Source organism: Candidatus Saccharibacteria bacterium oral taxon 955 (genome assembly GCA_010202265.1).
Classification (GTDB): domain Bacteria; phylum Patescibacteriota; class Saccharimonadia; order Saccharimonadales; family Saccharimonadaceae; genus Saccharimonas.
The window spans coordinates 800,609-823,153 of sequence record CP047918.1; the positions used below are offsets into that span (position 1 = coordinate 800,609).

22 protein-coding genes are annotated in these 22,545 nt (G+C 44.7%); 2 read left to right on the forward strand and 20 right to left on the reverse strand.

What is annotated here, in order from left to right:
* Positions 1–16 precede the first annotated feature (16 nt).
* Positions 17–940: a hypothetical protein gene (locus tag GWK75_04325; protein ID QHU91633.1), complete on the reverse strand. Its 924-nt coding sequence runs from the start codon at positions 938–940 to the stop codon at positions 17–19.
* A 59-nt stretch (positions 941–999) separates the two neighbouring features.
* Here GWK75_04325 and GWK75_04330 point away from each other — a divergent pair, with 59 nt between their 5' ends.
* Positions 1,000–2,037 (forward strand): DUF475 domain-containing protein, encoded by a 1,038-nt coding sequence (locus GWK75_04330; protein ID QHU91726.1) that lies wholly within the window; start codon positions 1,000–1,002, stop codon positions 2,035–2,037.
* A 57-nt stretch (positions 2,038–2,094) separates the two neighbouring features.
* Here GWK75_04330 and GWK75_04335 read toward each other — a convergent pair whose 3' ends face one another.
* The 7 genes from GWK75_04335 to GWK75_04365 all read right to left on the reverse strand — a co-directional run bounded on the left by GWK75_04335 (position 2,095) and on the right by GWK75_04365 (position 7,776).
* Positions 2,095–3,672 (reverse strand): PspC domain-containing protein, encoded by a 1,578-nt coding sequence (locus GWK75_04335; protein QHU91634.1) that lies wholly within the window; start codon positions 3,670–3,672, stop codon positions 2,095–2,097.
* Positions 3,669–4,016, reverse strand: a complete 348-nt coding sequence (locus GWK75_04340) for a PadR family transcriptional regulator (protein QHU91635.1) — start codon at positions 4,014–4,016, stop codon at positions 3,669–3,671. Before GWK75_04340 ends, GWK75_04335 begins: the two co-directional genes overlap by 4 nt.
* Positions 4,017–4,703, reverse strand: coding sequence for an ATP-binding cassette domain-containing protein (locus tag GWK75_04345; protein QHU91636.1), 687 nt, complete (start codon positions 4,701–4,703; stop codon positions 4,017–4,019).
* Between the two features lie 10 nt (positions 4,704–4,713).
* Positions 4,714–6,003 (reverse strand): FtsX-like permease family protein, encoded by a 1,290-nt coding sequence (locus tag GWK75_04350; GenBank protein QHU91637.1) that lies wholly within the window; start codon positions 6,001–6,003, stop codon positions 4,714–4,716.
* 164 nt (positions 6,004–6,167) lie between these two features.
* Complete coding sequence (locus GWK75_04355) at positions 6,168–6,818, reverse strand: hypothetical protein (GenBank protein ID QHU91638.1); 651 nt, start codon at positions 6,816–6,818, stop codon at positions 6,168–6,170.
* Positions 6,819–6,822: 4 nt separating this feature from the next.
* On the reverse strand, positions 6,823–7,455 hold the full coding sequence (locus GWK75_04360) for a hypothetical protein (GenBank protein QHU91639.1): 633 nt from the start codon (positions 7,453–7,455) through the stop codon (positions 6,823–6,825).
* 72 nt (positions 7,456–7,527) lie between these two features.
* Positions 7,528–7,776 (reverse strand): DUF167 domain-containing protein, encoded by a 249-nt coding sequence (locus GWK75_04365; GenBank protein ID QHU91640.1) that lies wholly within the window; start codon positions 7,774–7,776, stop codon positions 7,528–7,530.
* A gap of 156 nt (positions 7,777–7,932) precedes the next feature.
* Between GWK75_04365 and GWK75_04370 the strand changes: the two genes are divergently transcribed.
* Complete coding sequence (locus tag GWK75_04370; GenBank protein ID QHU91727.1) at positions 7,933–8,538, forward strand: helix-turn-helix domain-containing protein; 606 nt, start codon at positions 7,933–7,935, stop codon at positions 8,536–8,538.
* A 4-nt stretch (positions 8,539–8,542) separates the two neighbouring features.
* On the opposite strand, the gene GWK75_04375 is transcribed toward GWK75_04370, so the two are convergent.
* From GWK75_04375 to GWK75_04430, 12 genes are all read right to left on the reverse strand, one after another.
* The gene (locus tag GWK75_04375; protein QHU91641.1) at positions 8,543–11,674 is read right to left on the reverse strand and encodes an HsdR family type I site-specific deoxyribonuclease; all 3,132 of its coding nucleotides are present in this window, start codon (positions 11,672–11,674) and stop codon (positions 8,543–8,545) included.
* 385 nt (positions 11,675–12,059) lie between these two features.
* Positions 12,060–12,449, reverse strand: a complete 390-nt coding sequence (locus tag GWK75_04380) for a hypothetical protein (GenBank protein ID QHU91642.1) — start codon at positions 12,447–12,449, stop codon at positions 12,060–12,062.
* A 5-nt stretch (positions 12,450–12,454) separates the two neighbouring features.
* Positions 12,455–13,072 (reverse strand): hypothetical protein, encoded by a 618-nt coding sequence (locus GWK75_04385; GenBank protein QHU91643.1) that lies wholly within the window; start codon positions 13,070–13,072, stop codon positions 12,455–12,457.
* 80 nt (positions 13,073–13,152) lie between these two features.
* On the reverse strand, positions 13,153–13,512 hold the full coding sequence (locus GWK75_04390) for a hypothetical protein (protein QHU91644.1): 360 nt from the start codon (positions 13,510–13,512) through the stop codon (positions 13,153–13,155).
* Between the two features lie 48 nt (positions 13,513–13,560).
* Positions 13,561–14,289 carry a hypothetical protein gene (locus tag GWK75_04395; GenBank protein QHU91728.1) on the reverse strand — a complete coding sequence of 243 codons (729 nt, stop codon included), beginning with the start codon at positions 14,287–14,289 and terminating at the stop codon, positions 13,561–13,563.
* 1 nt (position 14,290) lies between these two features.
* Positions 14,291–16,354 (reverse strand): NTPase KAP, encoded by a 2,064-nt coding sequence (locus GWK75_04400; GenBank protein QHU91645.1) that lies wholly within the window; start codon positions 16,352–16,354, stop codon positions 14,291–14,293.
* Positions 16,354–17,388 (reverse strand): cell filamentation protein Fic, encoded by a 1,035-nt coding sequence (locus GWK75_04405; GenBank protein QHU91729.1) that lies wholly within the window; start codon positions 17,386–17,388, stop codon positions 16,354–16,356. Before GWK75_04405 ends, GWK75_04400 begins: the two co-directional genes overlap by 1 nt.
* Complete coding sequence (locus GWK75_04410) at positions 17,388–18,875, reverse strand: N-6 DNA methylase (GenBank protein ID QHU91646.1); 1,488 nt, start codon at positions 18,873–18,875, stop codon at positions 17,388–17,390. The genes GWK75_04405 and GWK75_04410 overlap by 1 nt, the downstream gene beginning before the upstream one ends.
* Positions 18,876–18,904: 29 nt before the next feature.
* The gene (gene radC, locus GWK75_04415; GenBank protein QHU91647.1) at positions 18,905–19,558 is read right to left on the reverse strand and encodes a DNA repair protein RadC; all 654 of its coding nucleotides are present in this window, start codon (positions 19,556–19,558) and stop codon (positions 18,905–18,907) included.
* A gap of 149 nt (positions 19,559–19,707) precedes the next feature.
* Positions 19,708–20,721, reverse strand: a complete 1,014-nt coding sequence (locus tag GWK75_04420) for a hypothetical protein (protein ID QHU91648.1) — start codon at positions 20,719–20,721, stop codon at positions 19,708–19,710.
* A complete protein-coding gene (locus GWK75_04425; protein ID QHU91649.1) occupies positions 20,718–21,392 on the reverse strand; it encodes a response regulator in 675 nt (224 codons plus the stop codon). The genes GWK75_04420 and GWK75_04425 overlap by 4 nt, the downstream gene beginning before the upstream one ends.
* A gap of 77 nt (positions 21,393–21,469) precedes the next feature.
* Positions 21,470–22,462 (reverse strand): LD-carboxypeptidase, encoded by a 993-nt coding sequence (locus tag GWK75_04430; GenBank protein ID QHU91650.1) that lies wholly within the window; start codon positions 22,460–22,462, stop codon positions 21,470–21,472.
* Positions 22,463–22,545 lie beyond the last annotated feature (83 nt).

Consider the following 22,545-nt stretch of genomic DNA (forward strand, 5'->3'; position numbering starts at 1 on the left):
AGTCGCTCAAATACTTTTATCGTTTTCTCAAAAAATAATAATTAACGCCGACTGCCGCAACGATACTCGTCCCAACTACAATCCAAAACGCCAGTGTGCCATGCGTATTAAACGGAAAGTCAACATTCATACCAAATAGCCCTGCAAGCATGGTTGGAATCGTGAGCGCCAATGTTGCAACTGTCAAGATACGCATAGTCTCGTTTAGACGAGTGTCCATCACGGCACGATAGCTATCGCGAACATTTGTGATAGTTCGAAGCAGCGACTTACACCTAGCGATCACCTGCTCTATATCCACAGAAAGATTCTCAACTATCTCCTGGTCGTCTTCACCTAGCCGAATCAGCTTTGTCCGTGGATTTAGCGTTTTCTCAAGCGCAACATTGGTCGGAATAAGGGCGTCGAGATAATCATTTAGCTTCCGCTCATACTCAACAAATGTCGCTATATCGCGAGGGCTGAGAACGCTAATATCGCTTGTTGCTGCTCGCATCTGACGATTGATCGCGGCGACACGTGTTTGATATGACTGCATCAACATCTCGATCATACTGAGAAATAGCTGGGATTGTCGCGCCGTCGGTATAGTCGTCGTATCAATAAACGGTTGCCACAACCTCCCAAGTAGATCACGACTAATTGTCGCCATTTGACTTTTCCCAAGTGCAAACATGATAGGCGTCGTATAGTCATTAAAATCGTCGCCAACATCTGGCACACGCGTAATAAAGTACGTCCAACCATCGTCATGCTCGATACGTGGCACTTCGTGCGGGTCAAGGGCGTCAGTCAAAATACCAGCATCAATCCCAAGTGCATGCAAGGCATCGAGATCACTCGCGCCAGGCCGTTCAGAACGGACCCAGTCACTCTCTTTCGCGGTTGCCACCTCCTCAATCTTGCGCGTATCCTCGCTACTTCGATAATACGTAATCATAATTACATCTTACCTCGAATTAAGTATGTTTTGCTATAGTAATAAGAAGTATGAAAAAAATTCACTCAGCACATCCACTTCGTATTTTCTGGATATCAGCACTTCTGACAATATTAATTGGCGCATACACGACACATCAGATGGGTATAGCCGGGTTGTGGGTGTTTATAGTTTTGCTTATCCTAGAGGTAACATTCAGCTTCGATAACGCAGTCATCAACAGCAAAATCCTTGAAAGAATGTCGCCATTTTGGCAAAGACTATTCCTTACGGTTGGTATTATTTTTGCAGTATTTATCATTCGGTTTATTTTGCCAATCGTAATCGTCATGATATCTTCAGGCCTTGGCTTTACCGGAGTTATAGACATGGCACTCAACGATTCAAAGACATACGCTGAAGTACTCCACAAAGCCGCTCCAATGATAAATGCCTTTGGTGGCACATTTCTAGTGATGATTGGGCTTAATTATTTCCTAGATCGGCAAAAAGACCTCCATTGGCTCGGTAGGCTCGAAAGATGGTTATCAAAATTTGGACAGTATGAAAGTTTCAAAATTCTCGTCATGCTATGTGTTGCGATGATTCTATACATGACCGTCGAAGAACGCTATCACTCTACAGTTCTTGCCGCATCGATTATTGGCGCTATTTTGCATATTAGTCTCGACCTTTTTGGTAAATATTTTGGCAGTAAGCAATCTGGCAAGAAACAACTTGTAGGAATGGCAGCTTTTGCGTCATTTGTATATCTAGATGTACTGGACGCATCTTTTTCCCTGGATGGCGTCATCGGAGCATTTGCAATCAGCACTAATGTATTGCTAATTATGGCCGGCTTGGGTGCTGGTGCGCTTTGGGTACGCTCTCTAACCGTCTATCTTGTTCGTGCGAAGACTCTCGGAAAATACCAATACCTAGAACACGGTGCACACTGGGCTATACTCGCACTAGGAATTATTATGCTTGTAAAGTTATACCACGTAGAGCCACCTGAGTGGTTCACTGGTTCGGTTGGCCTGATATTTATTGCCACAGCGATTATAAGCAGCATCCTGGAGAGTAGATTGTCTCTGCAGAAATCATCACAGAAATAAATTTTCAGAGTCAAAAAATATGCGGTTTTGGTTGACCGCATATTTTTACTTTCTTGTTTAGTTATCAGACGATTTTCTGACAAAGTTCATGCACGGTGTATTTTGACTTTCACCCTTCCACTCAGCACCGTTAATTAGTATCGTCTGTGCAGCTGCGACCGAAACGTCCAACTTACCAGAGTTAGCGCAAGTTGTTGGTGCTGTTAGATTTAGCCTACCAATCTTTCCTAGCGATACCCTAGACTGATTATCGGCAGTTAACTCTACATTTTTTACGTTTGCTTCTGATGTCCTGACAAAAGCTGACTCCGCCTTGGCCACCAAGTCTTCGATAACCTGACTACCCTCAAGCAAAACCTCTGACTGATCCTTGGCTGTGATATTAAGTGCTTTTTGCCCCAATGTGCGATAAACCAAGGAGCCAGATTCTGCTGTTAGTGAATGTAGCTCTGGGCCGTAAACCGTTAGAGTTGTTTGTTCTGGACAATAGCCAAAACACATCTCTGATTTTTCAGCAGATACATTAACATTTAGATTGTTTCCATTACGAGTTATCTGTACGCGCGGAACGCCCTTTGTCAGGCTAGTATTATATTTTAGCTCAGCCCGAGGCTCCCCTGGCGCAACGATATAATTGAGATTGGTGTTCTTGCCGTTAACAGTCAGATCAGTCACACCCTTCACCAGCGAGGCGTCTTGTTTTGTTGTGACCGTAGATTTTTCGTAGTTCCCAAATAGACGGAAACTCATTCCATAGCCTGTGACACCTGCGATAAACGTACTGAGACCAACTGCCACTATGATCCCTAGTTTTGCCCATGAGCGCTTTGTGACTCGTCCAGCAAATATTAGCCGTAGTACCATTAGACAAAATACGACAAAGCATATTCCCGCAAAAAATATTGCGCCAATAGAGATTTTTTCATATAGGTTCAATACCCCCGAATATAGCAGTATCTGATATCCAGCCACAATCATACCAACAGTCGCTAGTACGGCAGCTGAGATCGCCAACATTCCGCCGATAACACGCAGGACTGCAAGAACTGCTTTATCACGATGGCTCTGGTATACTGCGGTGTTTGCAGACTCCGCTTTGATCGCTTCAAGCGTAACTGGCACACCCTTCATCTGCACTCGCTCAGCGGCAGTCCTTGCTGGAGGAGTAATTAGCCACATAGCAATGTATAGCAAAATCATTGCACCAAAACTGACAATAGTGAGGACAATAAACCCGAGACGGACCCACACAGTGTCAATGTTCACATATGCTGCCAATCCAGAACAAACACCTCCGATAATCTGATTGTTTGTATCGCGAAACAATTTGCGCTCACGCATCGGGACTGTTGGACCCTGCTCGTCGTCAGCCACCTTATCCTCGTCAATAAATGACGTGGGATCACCAAGTTGTTGCTTCAGTGCGTCAACATCTTCTGCGGTAACAACTCGCTCACCAGTCACGCCACGCTCTTCCAGCAACTCCACCATACGAGCTTCTATTTCTCGCATAGCCTCCGACTCGGCGTTCATATTTTTTTGAATTGAGCTAAGGTACTTATCCAATGACTTCTTAGCGTCAACCTCAACGCTAAACGGCATTTTTGCCAAGTGAATTCTAGTTATTTCTTTCATCGCTTAGCTCCTTTCTCGAGATTTTTCAGCGAAGTATTTAGCTTTTCTATACGCTCTTTTAGCTCATCAACTAACCGCACCCCATCATCAGTCAGTGAGTAATATTTGCGCGGTGGACCCTGCTCGCTTTCCTGCCACTCATGCTGTAGGTAACCATATTTCTGCAATCGGCTAAGTAGCGGGTAGATCGTACCTTCAACAACCATAAGGTCTGATCCGCTCAATTGTTTAACTATATCGCTAGTGTATTGCGCACGCTTAGCACAGACCAGCAACACACAGTATACCAAGAATCCTTTACGTAGCTGAATCGCCAGACTCTCGGCATATGAACTAACATCCATTTAAGCCTCCTTTGGAACTGTCGATTTTTCGATCCGTCCGTCTTTAATCAGTATCTGATAATCGCATTTCTTTGCGAGATCTGCATCATGTGTCACAACGATCAGCGTCGTGCCTCGTTCTTTATTGTAGCCAAACAGTAGCTCTTCAACCTTGGCGCCAGTTTCGCTATCCAAGTTTCCCGTAGGTTCATCGGCAAACAGTATATCTGGCTCGCCAACAATCGCTCGGGCAATCGCTAGACGTTGTTTTTGTCCACCACTCAAGTCTTTTGCCTTACTTTTGCGCTTATCATATAGCTCAACTGCCTGCAGAGCTGCCTTGATTTTTGATGCGCGCCGGCGCTGGGGCACTCTTGCGATCTCTAACGGCAAGCTAACATTCTCGATCACCCCTTCATTACCCTGGACAAAAAAGCTCTGAAAGATAAAGCCAATCTTTTGCGTGCGGAATTCATCAACCGCCTTGGTCTTCATCTGGAGAATATCCTCTCCATCAATCAGCACCTGTCCTTTTTGGGGCTTATCTAGTCCGGATATTGCATGCATTAATGTAGACTTACCGCTACCAGACTTTCCTAGAATCGCTACGCTTGCTCCCGTCGGAATCGTCAGAGACACGTCTTTTAGTGCCGTAAATATATTATGTTTTTTACCGTATACTTTAGTGATATTTTTAATCTCAATCATTATTTTTCTCCTACTCTGTCCTCAATGCTTCAATTGGATCAAGTTTAGTGGCCTTGCGGCTCGGTAGCCAACCCGACAGTGTTGCTAGCAGAACTAGACCAAGGATCAATAACCCAATTTGTATCGGATCGATAATGAGTATATTTGTACCCGCACTCAGTTTCAGAAAGGACGCAATTGTTGGGTTCAGTAGTGTAATCAAACTTGCTATACCTACACCAATTAGACCACCTAATAGACCAACCCACGCCGCCTCATAGCGGAACATCTTACCAATATCGCGAGCCCTCATACCTAGAGCCTTCATCAACCCTATCTGGCTAGTGCGCTCCAGCACTGAGATATACATCGTATTGATGATTCCAAACACACTAGCTAGTAGTGCCAGTCCACCAAAACCTGCTAATGCAGTCTGTGCGACATTCACCATTGTGAGCAACGTTTTGCGAACATCTTGAATCGAGTACGACCTGTAGTCCTTGTTGACCTCATCCTTAACGGCATCAATATTTTTTTCATCATCGACTGTCAGCATGACCGAGTAGTACTCGTTTGGCATATTCTTGTCGTGACTAAATTCGTAAATCTCTTTCGCATCAGCGATCGAAATTCTCAAAGCAGGCGAGTAATATACGATAGTATCTGATGGCTTGTCAACCGCCACGATCTTCAATGGCATCTCCTTGGCGACCTCTCCGCCTCGCTCGACACTGCGTAAACCTAATGTTATCGTCTGACCTATTGCCGACTGTGCGTCCTTAAAACCTAGTTGTGTAGCGTACTCTTCTGGTATGATAATCTCGCCCGATTTTGGCATAAAATCCTGCAACTTACCAGCCGCCAACTCTGCTCTAGTTTTATCGGCCTTTATCGCTATCTCGAGCGCAAATTTCTTACCATTGCCAGAACTCTGAGCATAAGCTACGCCGGCGGTCGAATAAGCCGGAGTTGCAGTTTTTACGTGAGGAACCTTTCTCAACTTATCTAGATCAGAGTCACCCATTAAATACTTACTTCGTGTACTCGCATTTTTCTTTTCGTCAGCGGTGTCTTCCGACTTGCCGTATTCCGGTAGCTTCTCGCTCTTTCCTGATTCAACTTTTTTATTTACCATAACCACTTTTTTATCACCAGCTGCGTCGATCATGCTATTTGTATAAAGTCGACCGCCTTCGCCAGCCATCATCGCAAGACTAATAGTCAGCGAACCGACCGATATAGCCAGGGCAGTTAGTAGGGTGCGACCCTTGGCGTGCTGCAAGTTGCGACCTGCACGCTTGATAATATCGATTCTTCTCATGTATTATTTACTCCTTATTATGTGATCTAGTACTATGTTATACAAGGTACTATATAAAGTCAAGATCTTTTTATTAATTTTTTTACACACCAAAAATAAATGAGGTTAATAAATATTTATCTAACCTCATTTATTGCACTTTTATAAATAAATCTAAGTCAACGCTAGCGTTTAATTTCAACTCCGCCCATGACAATAGAGCCATCAATATATAGGATTGGGTTATTCTTTCCTTCTTCTGGTCGTGTGTTGTCTTCGATACCGCCTAAGAATAATGTTGCTCGATTCTTAACAATCACATTGTCTGGAACGCGTACCTCTACGCCGCCCATCATTACAAATACATTGATCGATGCCTCTTTTTTGATGGTCGCTCGGGATAGATCTAACTCTACGCCGCCCATTACTGAGGTAACTCGAGAGCTGGTATAGTCACTGGAATTATTGTGTATAGACGTACCAGACCAAAAAGCCGAAACGTCCTCATCTGACTTGTCTGTATTTCTCCTATTTCGCGACCCGCTCAGGAGCATACTGAGGCCAAGTACCACAACAATCGCAGGGAGTATCATCTGACCTACCTTTATGTCTGTCAGGTTTAGATTATTCATAAGAATCACTACGCCCATCAGAGCTATAAATATGGTCCACACGTAGTTACGAGGATTATTCATCAATATAAGTCCGGCTGCGATGATAAGTCCTACTGGCCACCAAGCGCTTAACAACTCCCTGGCGCCAAACGCATTAGTGTTACCGATGAAAAGAGCGACCCCTAAGGCGATAATTGCAAGTGCTGTAATATTACGTTTCATAGTCTTATCTTATCACTGCAAGACTCTTTTGTATACGCAACGATCGAGAGTTAGCGGCTAGCCACTCATCAACCGCACAGGCGGTACCTGGCAAAGCTTCATTGGCGTAATCATCAACGACGATAATCGCGTCTTTGGTTAGGTGTGGCGTAATAACTCGCAGAGAATCTCTAATTGACTGATAATAATCACCATCCAAAAACGCAAACATCACCCGTTCTGGGATGTCGTCAACAGTTAAGTCACGAAACCAAGCCTTATGTACGGTCGGCGTCGGCAAACCTGCTTTTTTGAAATTATCATAGAATTGTCTTTTTGTCGCACATAACTCACCCTCAACAAACTGCACGCCAAGCGGACTTTCATCTTGAGCCACTTTTGGCGGAAGACCAGCAAACGAGTCATATACATGAAACTCAACATCCGCATTATAAGCATCAAGCAGGCGTCGAATAAACAATGACGTCGTGCCAACGTAACAACCTAGCTCAACTACAGATCCAACAACGCCTTTTTGCAATTGCTCCTCAAGTAGCAAAAGGATGGTTCGAAGCTCTCCCGCATCGACTTGATCAGAAATAATTGGATACTTCTGGAGAAGCTCATCTGTTTTTGTACATTTATATTGTAGACTCATAGCTTAACTATACCTTACCATTATTCAAATCATGCTTCTCATAAAGCATATTGACGAACTTACAAGACCCCATCAGGCAGTCGATGAAGCTACCATTGTATTATCTACCTCAAATACTTTATGTTTTGAGGTCGCGCCGCGCACCAATTTTACCTTTGACGGTGCCACACCAAAGTATTTTGCCAATAGCTTTGCCGCCACCACATTCGCTCGCCCTTCAATGGCCGGAGCCTTGGCGTATACCGTCAGCGAACCATCATCGTTTGCTATCACCTCTTCACGATGGCGGGAGTTGGGCTTGAGATGGACGGAGATTTTCATGATTAATATCCTGTAGGAATTATCTATTACCTTTCCTTTAGACCTATTATACCCCCTTAAGCCGAGCCTTACGTATTGCAAATAGGCAACGTAAAGTTGCTCGCCAAGACACTAAAATTACGCTATGCTATTAGAAAATAAATGAAAGGGCGCCAAATGATTTTTGCAAAAAAACTTAAACAATTACGTCAACAAGCTGGTTGGTCACAAGAGCAACTAGCCGATCGACTCAACGTTACGCGACAAGCAGTTGCTAAATGGGAACGAGGTGCTGGCTTTCCAGATATAGACAACGTGCAAGTGCTAGCAAAATTATTTAACACTAGTGTGGACGAGCTACTTGACTACACACGAGCAGGACTGGCTTCGGCTATGCGCGAACCTCTTGATCTTGACGCCTACCCGACAGATACGAAAGGATATTCAGCATCCGACCTGGCAGTTGCAGACAAATTTGCCGACGCCGACAAAATTGAATCGCTAAATCGTCACAGACGACTAACGTGGTGGCAAAAAATCATCGACTTTTTCGTAGGAGCTGGAACGCTTGATGTGGCTTTTTCCGGCGAAGCCATTGGACAACTTAAAGGCGACAGACGCTATTATCTGGTTGAAAAATCTGGTCGCTCATGGATCGTCGAAGTTACAAAGACATACATTGAACGACGTGAACTAGCCGAGGCCTTCCCTCGCAAAGAATTAGTGGTTGGTGATTATATGTATCGGCGAAGCGGGTTTGTTGTAAACCCAAAGAGAAAGTAATAAATTAATCGAGCAAACTCGCTCCGCCAGCATCATATACGGCACGCTTCTGACTCCACTCGTTACCATAACGCTTAGCTTGCTCCAATACCATGTCAGTTGCCAATACCTGTTGATCTGGCGGGTAGCCATATTTTGCCAACGTCTTTTTGACGTTAACTTTCAGTTTTGCCTGAACATTTTTACGCTCCGCCCAGTCAATCGTAGCATCACGACGCACTTGCTCTAATAATACTTTTGCAATATCACGCAGCTGCGCATCACCCAGTACTTCGCGGGCACTGCCATTTTCAACCAGCGCATCATAGAAGATAGCCTCATCCTCGCTTAGGCCATCAACTACACCATTCTCAACAGTTTGGCGCACTTGCTGTCCGATATTGATTAGCTCCTCAATTACCTGCGCCGCCTCAATCGTCCCGTTTCTATAGCGGGTCAAGGCTTGATTAAGCAAGTCAGAGAACTTGGTGTCCTTGGCATAGTTTCGCGAAAATCGTAGTTTAATTTCATCAGCGAGCAGCTTTTGCAGGGCTTCCACCGCCAAATTCTTGCGCTCCATGTTACGAATTTCCGCCAAAAACTCATCGCTTAAAATTGACAGTTCCGGCTTTTCTAATCCCGCCGCCTCAAATACATCAACCACACCCACTGGCGCAATTGCTTTATCAACAATTTGTTTTAGCGCACTGCGGTACTCAGCATCAGTCACCACCGCTGAGCTCGACACTTTCTCCAGCCGGGCTTTCACCGCCTGAAACAGCGCCACTTCTTCGCGAATTTTCAGCGCCTCAGGCCTCGGCATCGCCAGCGCGAATGCTTTACTCAGTTCCAAAACGTGCTGCTTCAACCGCTTCTCACCATCTTCCAACCCTAAAATATATTCCTCGGCATCCAAAATAATTTGCAGTTGATGGCTAGTTGGTGCGGTAAAATATCGCTGATAATCAAAGTTACCAAATAAATCGCACACCACTTCATAACGCATCTGCATCTGCGCCACCGCTTCAGCAATATCAAGCTGCGGTGCGCCCTGCCCACCACTTCGCGTATAGTCAGAAATAGCATCGCGTAGCGCCCCTGCCACACCCAGATAGTCAACTACCAAGCCACCAGTTTTACCCGGAAACACTCGGTTGACTCGTGCAATTGCCTGCATCAAATTATGCCCTTTGAGCGGTTTATCCAGATACATGGTGTGCATATTCGGCACATCAAATCCCGTCAGCCACATGTCGCACACAATCACGAGCTCAAGCGGATCATTCGGGTCCTTGATGCGCTTTTCGATCGCCTTTACTCGCTGCTTGTTACGAATATGCGGCTGCAGGTAGTCGGGGTCGCTAGCACTACCGGTAATAATCACCTTTATCACACCGCATGCGTCATCGTCACTATGCCAATCGGGGCGATACGCCACGATTCTTTCATACAAATCAGCCGCGATACCGCGACTCATCGTTACAATCATGCCCTTGCCACTCAGCACATCTTGACGAGCTTCAAAGTGCTCAATGATATCCAAGGCGATAGTATTCAGCCGCTCACTATTACCGACGATGGCTTCTTTTTGTGCATACTCGGCCTTCAGCGCATCCTGACGGCTCAATTCTTCGCCTTCCAGCAAATCATCAACTTCCTTATCTAGCCACTGCCGTGTCGCCTCATCCATATTCAAATCAACCAGCCGACTCTCATAATAAATCGGCACCGTTGCACCATCTTTCACCGCCTGCTCGACGTCATAAATATCGATATAGTCGCCAAACACTGCTGGCGTTGACTTATCGTCCGTTTCAATCGGCGTACCCGTAAAGCCAATGTAGCTCGCGCCCGGCAAGGCATCGCGCATATACTTGGCGTAACCATACACCAGCTGAGCATCACTGGCTCGGACATGCGCCTTCAAGCCATACTGGCTACGGTGCGCCTCATCCGCCATCACGATGACATTGCGTCGATCGGTCAAAACTGGTAATTTATCCTCGTCATCCTCAGGCGAGAATTTTTGGATTGTCGTGAAGATAATTCCGCCTGCTTCGCGCTGCAACAGCTTCCTGAGCTCACTGCGTGAATCAGCTTGCTTTGGATCTTCCCCCAGTAGTTCGCGACAGGCGCTAAACGTACCGAATAATTGACCATCAAGATCATTACGATCCGTCACCACCACGATGGTTGGGTTATGCAAATCGCGCGACTTCATCAGCTTGCCAGTATAAAACACCATACTCAAGCTCTTGCCCGACCCTTGCGTATGCCAAACCACACCAGCCCGTTGGTCACCGCGTTCACCGCTGGCTACTAGAGTCCTATCCAATGCCTTATTCACCACCCAATATTGATGGTAAGCAGCAACTTTCTTGATCAATTTGTCACCATCACCACGCTCAAATACGATAAAATTCTGCACCATATCCAGCAAGCGCTCAGGCGTGCACGCACCACGCAGCAGCACTTCCAGCATTGGCACATTGCCAACCTCCTTCTCGCCATCAATCGTCTTCCACGGCATCATTCGTTCCAGTGGGCTGGTGATCGTGCCCATTTCCGCTTCTAGTCCATCACTGGTGACACACAGTTCATTGGACCGAAACAAGTCGCTAATCTCGCGCTTATACGTCTGGATTTGCTGATACGCCGCTACTAAATCCGCCTTCGTATCGGCCGCATTTTTTAGTTCAATCACCACCAGGGGTAGTCCATTTACAAACAGCACAATATCCGGCCGGCGATTATAATCACCTTGCAGAACCGTCAGCTGATTCACCGCCGCAAAATCGTTGTTTTTTGGCGAGGTAAAATCAACCACCCGCACGATATCGTGTTTCACTTCACTACTTGGTGCGCGATACTCTACTGGCACACCAGCCATCAGCAGTTGATGAAACTCGTGGTTATTCTCGATCAAGCTCGGTTTGCTAATCTGCGTTAACCGCCGCATCGCTTCCTTCAAGGCTAGCTCTGGAATATGCGGATTGAGCCGCGCCAAAGCACTACGCAACCGCTCCGGCAACACCACCTGCCGTAACTCACGCTCAACCGCAACACCATCCGGACCAATATCCGGCCCATGCAAAATTTGCCAGCCGAGATTAGACAGGATATCAAGCGTGTATTGTTCGATTTTATCTTCGGTCATCGGTACTTTTCCAAAAATAATTCTATGTTATGAATAAAGTTCTGAGCCGCTAACACGCAGATCTCCTGGAGTTATTCTATCATAAAATGATAACACCTTGACCACGGATACAATCTCGACCCCTAATACTATTACACCTTTCATATTGTAAACACCCCACTCACTTGTCATAGTCTAGTCTAGGAGATACGTCTAACTATTACTTAGTCTCGACAAAAGATAGAAAAAACACCATTATTCTCACGTGTTGACATAGACATTGACATATTGTATTAGTTTATGATATACTGGAAGCGTGTTCGTGGGGCTTGCCCTAGAACCGACCAAGGTGAAATCTCCTAAGTCTGGAAGCGAACACACCAAAGAACGTCCTCAGGGGCGTTTTTTAGTACTTCATTATACTCATAAAGTAATGCTTGCCCTTTTCGCCAATCTTCCGCGTCACAACACGCACTCGTACACTATCCTTTCCGACGCGTGCTTCGAGCGCATAGTACGTTACTTTTACTTTTTTACCGTTCATCATCTCCCGGCGCGTGCGAATTTCGACCTCTTCAATACAATTGTTAATAACAGGAGCAATAAGAGGCACAAGTACTAGACGATTAAAAATTGCCTTAGTCTCACGACGATGCTTCCCCTTAAAAATTAGGTGTTTAAAGCCCGACACATTAAAGTGCACCTTTTCGCCAATTGCCTCTGAGTAGATAGGTCGCAGTTTGGTATATTCGCTACGATATTTCGCTATCAAATGTTTGGTTGGCAGATGCTCCATACTTGCTACCGGTCCTTATCCTGCTCAATAACTAGAGCCTCAAGAAATATGGCCAGCCGCTGAACATCAGACTTGGTAACACCCCGGGGCATATAAATACGTGCAGTCTTCCCATTCATTAAGGGGAAAGGGTATGCAATAGCGTCAATTATAGGAGTATCGTGCCCCTGCTCCTCTACTCTTATTGAGTCTTTCCCGGCAGCCCCAGGAACACCCAACCTCTTTTTTTCACCCCTACATAACCTGTTACTATCACTATTGGGAGTTTTGCCACCATTAGAAACCTTTGAAGTGCGCTGTCTTTCCTTAGGATACCACCCAGGATTACTCAAGAAGTTCTTATACCAGCTGATTGCACGCTTGATACGCAATTCATAAGCACGATAACTGGCATCGGTGTAGTCGCCCATTGTAAAGTTTTTGAACCGAGCCATTACATCTTCTACATCTATATGAGTGATGTCAACCGCACCCCAGTCTTCCGATTCAGTTTTTTCTAACACTTTTACGATTGCCGTTTTTAAGGGTGTAACTACGCCATCCCTAGACCTACCCTTTGCAACTAGAGAGTCTAGGTATTCTACTAGCCCCGCCGCCGTTCCACTGCCGAGATTATCAGCCACATTATACCTCCCTTGGTAATTAGTTTATTATTGTATTTAGTATATCTCATCCAAAATTTATTGTCAAGAACTTTATCTATCTATCTTATCTGAAGTAATATCTCCTTCAATATACGCCCCCGCACCAGTTGTGAGAGGAGGATGTCACGAAGAGTAGCAAGGGTTTGAATTTGTTTGTTATTATTTTTAATCTGACCAACGATTGGCTTAAGGACACCCGTCAATTCATCTATATTCGGTGGTATCAAAACTTTCGACTCTTTTAGGTGCCTGCGTTGAATATGCCCCATTGTGGTGGCTTTTGATTTTGCGATGCGCACAAACTCGTCCAAATGATGTTTTGCCCAATAGTAATATAGCCATTCAGGATATTTATCTGAGGTGACTTTAAACAGGTGTTGATTAAGTGCACCATCTCCACCACTCCAAAACCTAACCATCAACGTACCAGACCACGAGAACAACAAATCACCATCGCGTATGATATACTATTCCGGAATATTAGCACTGGCGATATCAGTAGAGTCCGTTATTCCACTGGACATCTCTCGAATTTTTATTACAGGAAGAGTTGGTTGTCCATTGATTTTTGGATATTTTTGCATAGCTAAACCATTCAAGAAATTAGCTATTTCATCAAGTGGTTTTTTATCCCAGCTCCTCGCCTCAGGATTATCAACAAAATAATAGCGAAAGAGAGTTTGACCGAGCTGCTCTAGAGTTTCATTCATACGGCGATTGAGCTCGATTTTTTCATCAAGGCTGCTGAGAATATCGGCAATTTTCTTTTGAACCTCAAGCGGCGGTAGCTTCACAGGATAATTCATTATCTGAGATTTATCACCGCGTGGCATTTTTGATCCGCTCGCAGATGCCGTTGAAAACGCAAAAAATCTGTCATCAGCCAAAATATAGTACAAATACTTTTCACAAACATTATCGTTTAGTTTTCGAAAAACCAGCACATCATTTGAAGCACCACCAGATCTATCAGCCAACCAAATCTTTCTGAAATAAGGACGAATATTTGATACCAGCACATCCCCAGCTTGGAATGCAGTTACTTTTCCAGAGGGCAATTTGTTAGCAACTGATAATCCTCCCTTGTTTTGCAATAAGTTTTCAGTAGATACGTAATTGGCTAGTTGTACTTGCTCTACTGGTATTTTGCTATTTACATAACTGCATATATCACTCAGTGAAACTATCCGCATCATTTCATTCGTTATCATAACTTGGCCTCCAACCGTCTAAATATTTTTCAGCAAGAGTAATAAGAGGCGTATCTCCGTCTTTCTTCTTCAGCTTAGTCACGATAGTCCTTAGCACTTTTTCAGACCCAATAATCTTTACAAGTGCATTCCACTGTAACTCTGGTGTAATTTTTACTACCCTACTTCCTGAAGGCTGAGATCTGGTTTCGGCGTATGCATTTTGGAGTAATTTGCGCCCCTCTGATAATTTAGATATTTTAAAGGGTATATATTCATCACCTTTTTCACTTGCTACAATATAGTATAATCTAAGTAGTTGCCATTCTTTTTCGAATCTTATCGGTCGTTGAGAATATACCTTCTTAATTAGATCACTATGTAAACTTTCTGCTAAATCCTTGCTTACGAGCTTATGTCCGAGACCTTCCTTGTGGCCAATTAATTCAATAAAATCAAGCTGAGTCGAATACGACTCAAGTTGCGGAAGAATATTTTTCGCTACAGATTCTCGCTCGTCGCCATCTTTTATACTCCTTAGCATTCGAAGTACTACGCGCCCAGCTATGATATCTAGCCGAGTGATATCAAACATGCTACGATGCTTTTTCTCGGGTATACGATAAATATTATTCATCAATACGATACTTGCTGGCGTAACTTGTTCTTTTTTATATTCTCCTTCATAAGCCTCAAGCGACTGGATAAAACCCTCTAAATCACTTGGACTAATATCCTCTACAAATTTACTAAATTTAGTTAAGTCATCCATTATGTCATATGCAGTATTTGCCATTTTAACTATTCTTAGACCTTCGGTCGGCAAATGTTCTAAATAAGTATTTAAATTATCTTCGTGGGCAACTCGCCCCCCACGACGCCATTCATTGACATAACTATAGTCATAACGCGTACTATCAACATACTTTCTTGCTACAGGAAAAATTCTCCTTATGACACATTTTATATATTCTTCATCATCACCAGCTATTAGATTATCTATCATCCTCTGATTCTTATCATCGTCATCCAACACCGAACCTGATCTTTCTGCCAACACATTCACAGATTGCTTGATTTTAAAGTATAAACTTGGCTGAAATATTCTAATTGCCTCAAGCGCCAACACGTCTACGATATCAACATCTGATTTCAGCATGTTAATGGTAATATTTGCTGAAAGAGCATATCTTTTTACATCTCGTATTGTTGTTATGTTTGGCTCAATTATTTCAAAGTATACGTCAGCCCACCGATCCTGATCGAAAGCGGACTCAGGAATATCATTCATTATCTTATTAAGTTCTTTAAAGGTTTGATCTCTCGACACACTCTTTGGCATCTCTGGTAAATCGTACATTACCTGTAAAATTTTCTCGATATATGCCCTACCTGGAACGCCGCTTTCATCCAGTGCGCACTCGACCCTTTGTCTATCGAAAGCTAACAGGTAAATAATGTTTGGAAAGTTTGCTGTTAAACGAACCAGCTTAAAAACTTCCCCAATCTCTGTAGTAGATAACCGATCAATATCATCGACTATAACTACTATAGGACTGTTTAATTTTTTGAGGGCTTTTGTAACTTCAGCTCTACGCTTTTCAACCCCATCATAGCGTAATTTTGTAAATTTTCCGGTAATCTTCAGCAGTCGTTCCCACCATCCCATGCCTGGGAGTATAGCTATTGGGCTTAATAGACCACTATATTTTTCAACAATACCTGCAATTTTTTCAAAATTTTTACCCTTCAGTCGTAATTGTGAAGATAATTCCTTAAAAAAGTATTCAGCAAGCTGGTTTGTGTTAGAAAAAAACCAAGGGTTAAAATCTATCACATCAATTAAGCGTTCTTTAAGACAAACCCGTGATAGATTTATGAACGAGCTTTTCCCAGAGCCCCAAGGCCCCATTAGTCCTACAACTAGCCCTCTGCTCGTATCGTAGTTTAGAATTGAATCAATAAAACTATCTGCCATAGAAAGCCGACCTACAGTATCTTCTTCGACTGAGGTTATCGGGTTGTCAGAAGACAGAAGCAATTGTTTATCGTTTTTATTTGTACCAGTCATCAATTAGTCCTCTTGGCACTACTACTCTCAATATTCTTCTGTACAGCCTTCAACTCCTCAAGATATTGCTGCTCTATACTATTCAGCTCTTGATTACGCATACGCTCTTTGTATGATTCATACTCTTTGGCGACCTTAGTGAGCATTGCTTTGTGTGATATTTTGCCCGGGTTATCAAGGACGCCCTTGCCGTAGGTAGCCGCAAATTTGTCAACTTCACGCACCCAATCAGCCATGCGCATTGGTTCATGATTGATAGCCTTGAGCTCAGCGAGATCAAAAAAGGCACTCACGAGGCGGTTGAGTATGCCAAGTTCATCAGCCATTAAATAGTTTTTAGCAATTTGCGCTTCACTTTTGGTAGGTTGCTGACCGCGAAACGTCGTGAGCCCTAAGAATGGCTTGTCAGAATCAACCCTGGAATAAATAACCTCAGCGGCAGTCAACATATTAACAGCGTAGTGCAGCTTATTCTGAACTATCTGGAAAAACTCTATTTGCTCTTTGGAGCTCGGATTGTAATCTTGACTGGTGGCGAATAAATCTAACACTTGCCGATACAATATTTTTTCACTACTGCGAATATCTCGAATGCGCTCAAGTAGCTCTTTCCAGTAGTTTCCGCCGCTATTTTCCTTAAGGCGCTCATCGTCCATGACAAAGCCCTTAGTAATATATTCACGCAGTCTTTCGGTAGCCCAGATACGAAAATTCGTTGCTATATTTGATTTCACGCGGTAACCAAGCGCAAGTACCATGTCTAGACTATAATGCTCTATAGTTCTCGAGACCTCACGATCACCTTCAATTTGAACTATAAAGAATTTCTTTATAGTTGCCGAAGGGTCGAGCTCTTTCTCTTCGTAGATATTCTTAATATGTTGACCTATATTTTGCCTTGTAGTCTGAAATACCTGGGCCAACTGCACTTGAGTGAGCCACATATTTTCATCCTGCAATCTAGCTTGAATCTGCGGCTTACCATCATCGCCAACATACACCACCATCTCGCCATTCGGGTTGTCGCCACTCATCATTTGATTTCTTTCTCTATCTTGGTAAGGTTTTCTTTTATCTTCACTTCTAGCTCGCGACTTTTCGCAAATTGCTCTTCCAGCTCAGCCGTCAGTCTGGCAAATTTCTCGGCGAACGGCTCATCGTCTTCCTCGGCCTCTTCGACACCAACGTAACGACCGGGTGTCAGTACGTAATCATGCTGCTTGATTTCTTCTAGATCAGCGACTTTACAGAAACCTGGCTGATCAGTGTAATCCGCACTAGCAGTTTTATAATCATGATATGTCTTCACCACCCGAGCAATGTCTTCTTCGGTCAGCTCGCGGTTGCGGCGGGTGACCATTTTGCCCAAATTTCGCCCATCGATGAACAGCACTTTGCCGTGACGATTGGTACGATCACGCGACACAAACCACAAGCAGCACGGTATGGCTACGTTGAAAAACAGTTGGCTCGGCAGCGTGACGATAGCGTCAACCATATCATTGAGTACTAGCTGCTTGCGGATATCACCTTCACCGCCAGTTTGGCTGCTCATACTGCCGTTTGCCAGCACAAAGCCCGCCGTACCGCACGGGCTCAAATGGTGAATCATATGTTGAATCCAAGCAAAGTTGGCGTTACCCTTTGGCGGCAGACCATACTTCCAGCGCGGGTCAGCCTGCAAATGTTCTTGACCCCAGTCGCTAATATTAAACGGCGGATTAGCCAAGATATAATCAGCTTTTAAGTCGGGAAGCTGATCGTCCATCAGAGTGTCGCCGCGTTTGATATTCGCGTCAATTCCCCGAATTGCCATGTTCATTTTAGCGAGTCGCCAAGTGGTTTCGTTCAATTCCTGACCATACACCGCGATATCGCTAACGCGGCCTGCATGCTCCTCGACAAATTTCTCGCTCCAGACGAACATACCGCCACTACCGCAACATGGGTCATACACACGCCCGCTGTACGGCTCAAGCATTTCTACCAGCAACTTCACGATGGAACGCGGCGTGTAGAATTCACCGCCGTGCTTACCCTCACTGTCAGCAAACATACCCATAAAATATTCGTAGACTTGACCAAGTAAATCTTTGGAACTGGCAGTATCAAATTTAATATTTGTAAATAAATCGATGAGCTCGCCCAAGCGGCGTTTATCCAGAGCTTCGCGAGCATAATTTTTCGGCAAAACACCCTTCAAACTTTGATTGTCGCGTTCAATTGCCTCCATGGCACTGTCAACTAGCACGCCAATTTCTGGCTGCTTGGCACTCGCCACGAGGTACTCCCAGCGAGCCTCTTTGGGAATCCAAAAAACATTCTCCGCCAGATACCAATCCCGGTCTTCTGGATCATAATTGTCATCAACCGCCGCCTGGTACTGCGCCGAAAATGCATCTGAAACATATTTCAGAAAAATTAGCCCAAGCACCACATATTTATAATCCGACGAGTTGATATTACCCCGTAATTTATCTGCCGCAGCCCACAACTGCTTTTCAAGTTCCCTCGTATTCATAGATAGATTATATCAGATTTGGGGGTCATCTACTCTGGGTGCAGCAGACTTTTGTAGTCAGTTTTCGTAACAATAATATGATCATTAAGCGTAATGCCAAGCAGTTTTCCCGCTTCCATTAGCCTGCTGGTAACATCTTTATCAGCCTGACTGGCCTCCAAACTCCCACTCGGATGATTATGCGCCACGACAATGTTGGCAGCACGGTCGGCGATGGCGTCGGCGAAGACCTCGCGCGGGTGCACCAGGCTGGCGGTCAGCGTGCCGATAGTCACCACCCGCTTGGCGATCAAACGATTCGCACCATCCAGCGTCAGGCAGACAAAGTATTCCTGCTTTTTGTCGCGAATGTCGGCCAGTAGCTCAACGGCTTTTTCTGGGCTATCAATGATCGGCTGGTCGCTATCCAGCAAATACCGCCGCGCCAGTTCCAAGCTCGCCAAAATCACTGGGATTTTTGCTTCACCCAAACCAACCACGCCACGCAGATCATCATACAAAACATCACCGCCTTTTTGACGCACAATTTTCAGCACTTCGAGCGCAATCTTACCAACATCGGCCCGAGCATTGCCGCTGCCAATAACCGCCATCAACAGCTCCAAGTCGCTCAGCCGCGCCGCGCCATAACGCGCTAGTTTCTCGCGGGGACGGTCGTTGGGATGACGATCAGACAACCTCATGATCAAAGTATACCAAAAGGACAATACCTAGAATCAAAAAATAAAGATAGGATTATACACAAGATTTAGAATAATAAGGGCCCTACGACACCACATTTAGGCGATCCAAAACTAATCAGCTATTTGTTACAGAATATTTATTACCAGTTCTAAGATGAGCGACTTTCAGTAAATGGGACAATCAACACAAACTCCGCACCAGCCGACAAGCGGCTTTTGACGTGAATCGTGTAGCCGCAGCGATCCGCTAACGACTTAGCAATCGCCAACCCCAAACCGTGACCCGACACGCCAGTCCGCGTCCGCGCCGTGTCTGCCTGGTAAAATCGCTCAAAAATATGCTTTTGATCAGCCGGCGCGATACCTGGACCGTTATCTTTAACGATGAATTCAAGTGTATTTTTGCGAGACCTCACGCAGAGGTTAATTTTACCAACCTTTGATGGTACATACTTTACGGCATTGTCTACTAAGATCGCTAGAATTTGGCGAACCGTATCTGTCTGAAGCGCAATCTCCTGACTGGATCGCTGTTCATCATATATTAATTTCACTTTTTTTGCCTGTGCAACAGGCGTAAACCGAGCAACCACCTCCTCAACAAGTACGGAGGGATTGGAAAACTCTAGGTCTTGCGTGACACTCTCCGACTTCGCCAAATCAAGCAGTGAATTACTGAGCTCAGTCAACTTCTTTATTTCTGCAACGTTTTGACCCAAAACCTGACGTGCTTTTTTGTCAGTTAGGGTTGGCTTTCTAAGTGCTACTTCGTTGTTGAGCAGTAGAGCTGATAGTGGAGTTCTCAATTCATGACTAGCATCAGACACAAATTGTGCTTGCTGCTCGATTGACCGCTCGATCGGCACTAGAGTTTTCCGTGCCAATAGCAGACTCAACCAATAGCCGATCAGTAATAACGCAAGATTTAGTGTTACGAGTGACACAATGACCGACCAGCGTGTTTCACTATTGCGTCGCTCTAAACGATGGGTAAACTGATCCTCAAAAAGTATCAACGACTGCTGATTATTTTCACCTGGCGGCAACGGACGATCTAATTGTACGGAAGTGATAGCATAAATAATCACACTAAACACCAGCGACAACGTCATGATCACCGTCAAATAACTCAACGCCAACCGTCTGACGCGCTGCTGTTTCATGATTTATCCTCCAGCTTGTAGCCAAAGCCTGGGACGGTGTGGATCAATTTTGAGCCGAATGGTTTATCGATTTTTCGGCGCAAAAACATAACGAATAATTCAACATTGTTAGGCAAGACATCTGCATCAAAATCCCACACGTGCGAGATAATCTGCTCTTTGGACAGGACCTTGCCGGCGTTACGCATCAGATATTCCAAGACAGCATATTCTTTGGCGGTTAGGCTAATTTCCTCTGAGGCACGCATCACCTTTTTCAAACTCGGATCAAGCATCAAATCACCAACCCGCAAAATTTCTTCCAACTTCTCGTTTGGACGGCGCAGCAACGCACGAAGACGCGCCAATAACACCTCAAAACTAAACGGCTTCGCCAAATAATCATCAGCGCCCACGTCCAAGCCTTCGACAATATCCCGCTCGGCATCGCGTGCTGTCAACATTAAAATCGGCGTCTGATTACCGTCTTTACGCAGTACCCGGCACACTTCATAGCCATTCATTTCCGGCAGCATCACATCAAGAATAATTACATCATAGTCGTCCGCCGTCGCCGTTCGATACCCCTCGTCGCCATCATGTGCCACATCAACCGCATAGGCTTCATCTTCCAAGCCTTCCTTCAGCGACTGGGCAATCGCCACGTCATCTTCTACTAGTAAAATTCTCATTAGCTAATTATCCTCTTTTTTCAACTTTAGCACAGGCATCTGAAAAATTGCTTAAAAGCACCCTGATCAAAAGCCGCTTAGTCGTCACAACGAATGATAATTTTAGAGTTATCTCCCGCTACAACCCGGCACTTGCCGCCGACAGGATACGTAAACTTCGGGTCAGTGTGACCAAAATCCAGATTGACCACCACTGGAATCGTGGGATCGATATTTTTCGAAAGGATGATATCGCTAACCATATCGTCAGTCGCCCGAGATTCGCCCTGAAAACGCCCCACTAGAATTGCTTTCACCCGACAAAAAAATGGCTGCTGCATCAATGCCTGCACGTGACGCTCAAACGTTTCGGGAATTGAATCATAGCTATCGTCTTCAATACACAAAATAATATCGCCTTCAATTTTCGGAAAATATTCCGTACCATTCAACAAGTTTAGACTACACAAATTGCCGCCAATCATTACGCCTTCAGCCGACCCGCTCTGCACGACTCGCGGTCCATTATTTTCCAAAGCTTGACGCGGCGAAACTTCGTCATAATTCCACGGAAAATCATAAAATGTTTCCGATTGCTGAACGACAAACTCTGCCGGCTGATCTGCAAACAAACACCGCCGAAAATATTCCAACGAATAATTAGCTTCTGACGGCAAACCAAAACAATAGAAATTCGGCATCGCATAAGTCACCAACCCAGTTTTTGCCAAAATCGCGTGATTAAGAACGGTAATATCAGAAAAGCCACCAAAGATCTTCGGATTATCTTTAATAATTTGCCAGTCAATTCTACCAAGCAACTGGTTGGAATTAAATCTGCCAATCGCCGCCAAAACACACTTCACGTTTTCGTCCATAAATGCTTCGTGCAAATCCTCAACCTTCTCGTCGTCCGTCGGACAACCTCGCTGACTCCGAGAAAAAGCATTTTTACTAAACGAAACTTTTAGTCCAAGTGATTCTAACGCCGCTTTCGCCCGATCTAAAACTCTTTCGTCAATATCACTCGCCGAACGCGCCGGCGCAACTATTCTCACTTCATCACCTGGCTTTAATTTATCTGGTATCATACATTTCCTTTCCTAAAATTAATCAATCAAAAAACCTCCCGCAGGAGGCATAAAACAGCAACAAAACACCTCCTGCTTACACG

What these genes read in the sequence shown, in the direction of transcription:
- GWK75_04390 (QHU91644.1), bottom strand. Translation starts at nt 13,512, where the DNA reads ATGGTTAGGTTTTGGAGTGGTGGAGATGGTGCACTTAATCAACACCTG.
- GWK75_04380 (QHU91642.1), bottom strand. Translation starts at nt 12,449, where the DNA reads ATGGAGCATCTGCCAACCAAACATTTGATAGCGAAATATCGTAGCGAA.
- GWK75_04345 (QHU91636.1), bottom strand. Translation starts at nt 4,703, where the DNA reads ATGATTGAGATTAAAAATATCACTAAAGTATACGGTAAAAAACATAAT.
- GWK75_04405 (QHU91729.1), bottom strand. Translation starts at nt 17,388, where the DNA reads ATGAGTGGCGACAACCCGAATGGCGAGATGGTGGTGTATGTTGGCGAT.
- radC (QHU91647.1), bottom strand. Translation starts at nt 19,558, where the DNA reads ATGAGGTTGTCTGATCGTCATCCCAACGACCGTCCCCGCGAGAAACTA.
- GWK75_04340 (QHU91635.1), bottom strand. Translation starts at nt 4,016, where the DNA reads ATGGATGTTAGTTCATATGCCGAGAGTCTGGCGATTCAGCTACGTAAA.
- GWK75_04410 (QHU91646.1), bottom strand. Translation starts at nt 18,875, where the DNA reads ATGAATACGAGGGAACTTGAAAAGCAGTTGTGGGCTGCGGCAGATAAA.
- GWK75_04350 (QHU91637.1), bottom strand. Translation starts at nt 6,003, where the DNA reads ATGAGAAGAATCGATATTATCAAGCGTGCAGGTCGCAACTTGCAGCAC.
- GWK75_04395 (QHU91728.1), bottom strand. Translation starts at nt 14,289, where the DNA reads ATGATGCGGATAGTTTCACTGAGTGATATATGCAGTTATGTAAATAGC.
- GWK75_04375 (QHU91641.1), bottom strand. Translation starts at nt 11,674, where the DNA reads ATGACCGAAGATAAAATCGAACAATACACGCTTGATATCCTGTCTAAT.
- GWK75_04360 (QHU91639.1), bottom strand. Translation starts at nt 7,455, where the DNA reads ATGAGTCTACAATATAAATGTACAAAAACAGATGAGCTTCTCCAGAAG.
- GWK75_04370 (QHU91727.1), top strand. Translation starts at nt 7,933, where the DNA reads ATGATTTTTGCAAAAAAACTTAAACAATTACGTCAACAAGCTGGTTGG.
- GWK75_04335 (QHU91634.1), bottom strand. Translation starts at nt 3,672, where the DNA reads ATGAAAGAAATAACTAGAATTCACTTGGCAAAAATGCCGTTTAGCGTT.
- GWK75_04365 (QHU91640.1), bottom strand. Translation starts at nt 7,776, where the DNA reads ATGAAAATCTCCGTCCATCTCAAGCCCAACTCCCGCCATCGTGAAGAG.
- GWK75_04430 (QHU91650.1), bottom strand. Translation starts at nt 22,462, where the DNA reads ATGATACCAGATAAATTAAAGCCAGGTGATGAAGTGAGAATAGTTGCG.
- GWK75_04325 (QHU91633.1), bottom strand. Translation starts at nt 940, where the DNA reads ATGATTACGTATTATCGAAGTAGCGAGGATACGCGCAAGATTGAGGAG.
- GWK75_04425 (QHU91649.1), bottom strand. Translation starts at nt 21,392, where the DNA reads ATGAGAATTTTACTAGTAGAAGATGACGTGGCGATTGCCCAGTCGCTG.
- GWK75_04400 (QHU91645.1), bottom strand. Translation starts at nt 16,354, where the DNA reads ATGACTGGTACAAATAAAAACGATAAACAATTGCTTCTGTCTTCTGAC.
- GWK75_04355 (QHU91638.1), bottom strand. Translation starts at nt 6,818, where the DNA reads ATGAAACGTAATATTACAGCACTTGCAATTATCGCCTTAGGGGTCGCT.
- GWK75_04420 (QHU91648.1), bottom strand. Translation starts at nt 20,721, where the DNA reads ATGAAACAGCAGCGCGTCAGACGGTTGGCGTTGAGTTATTTGACGGTG.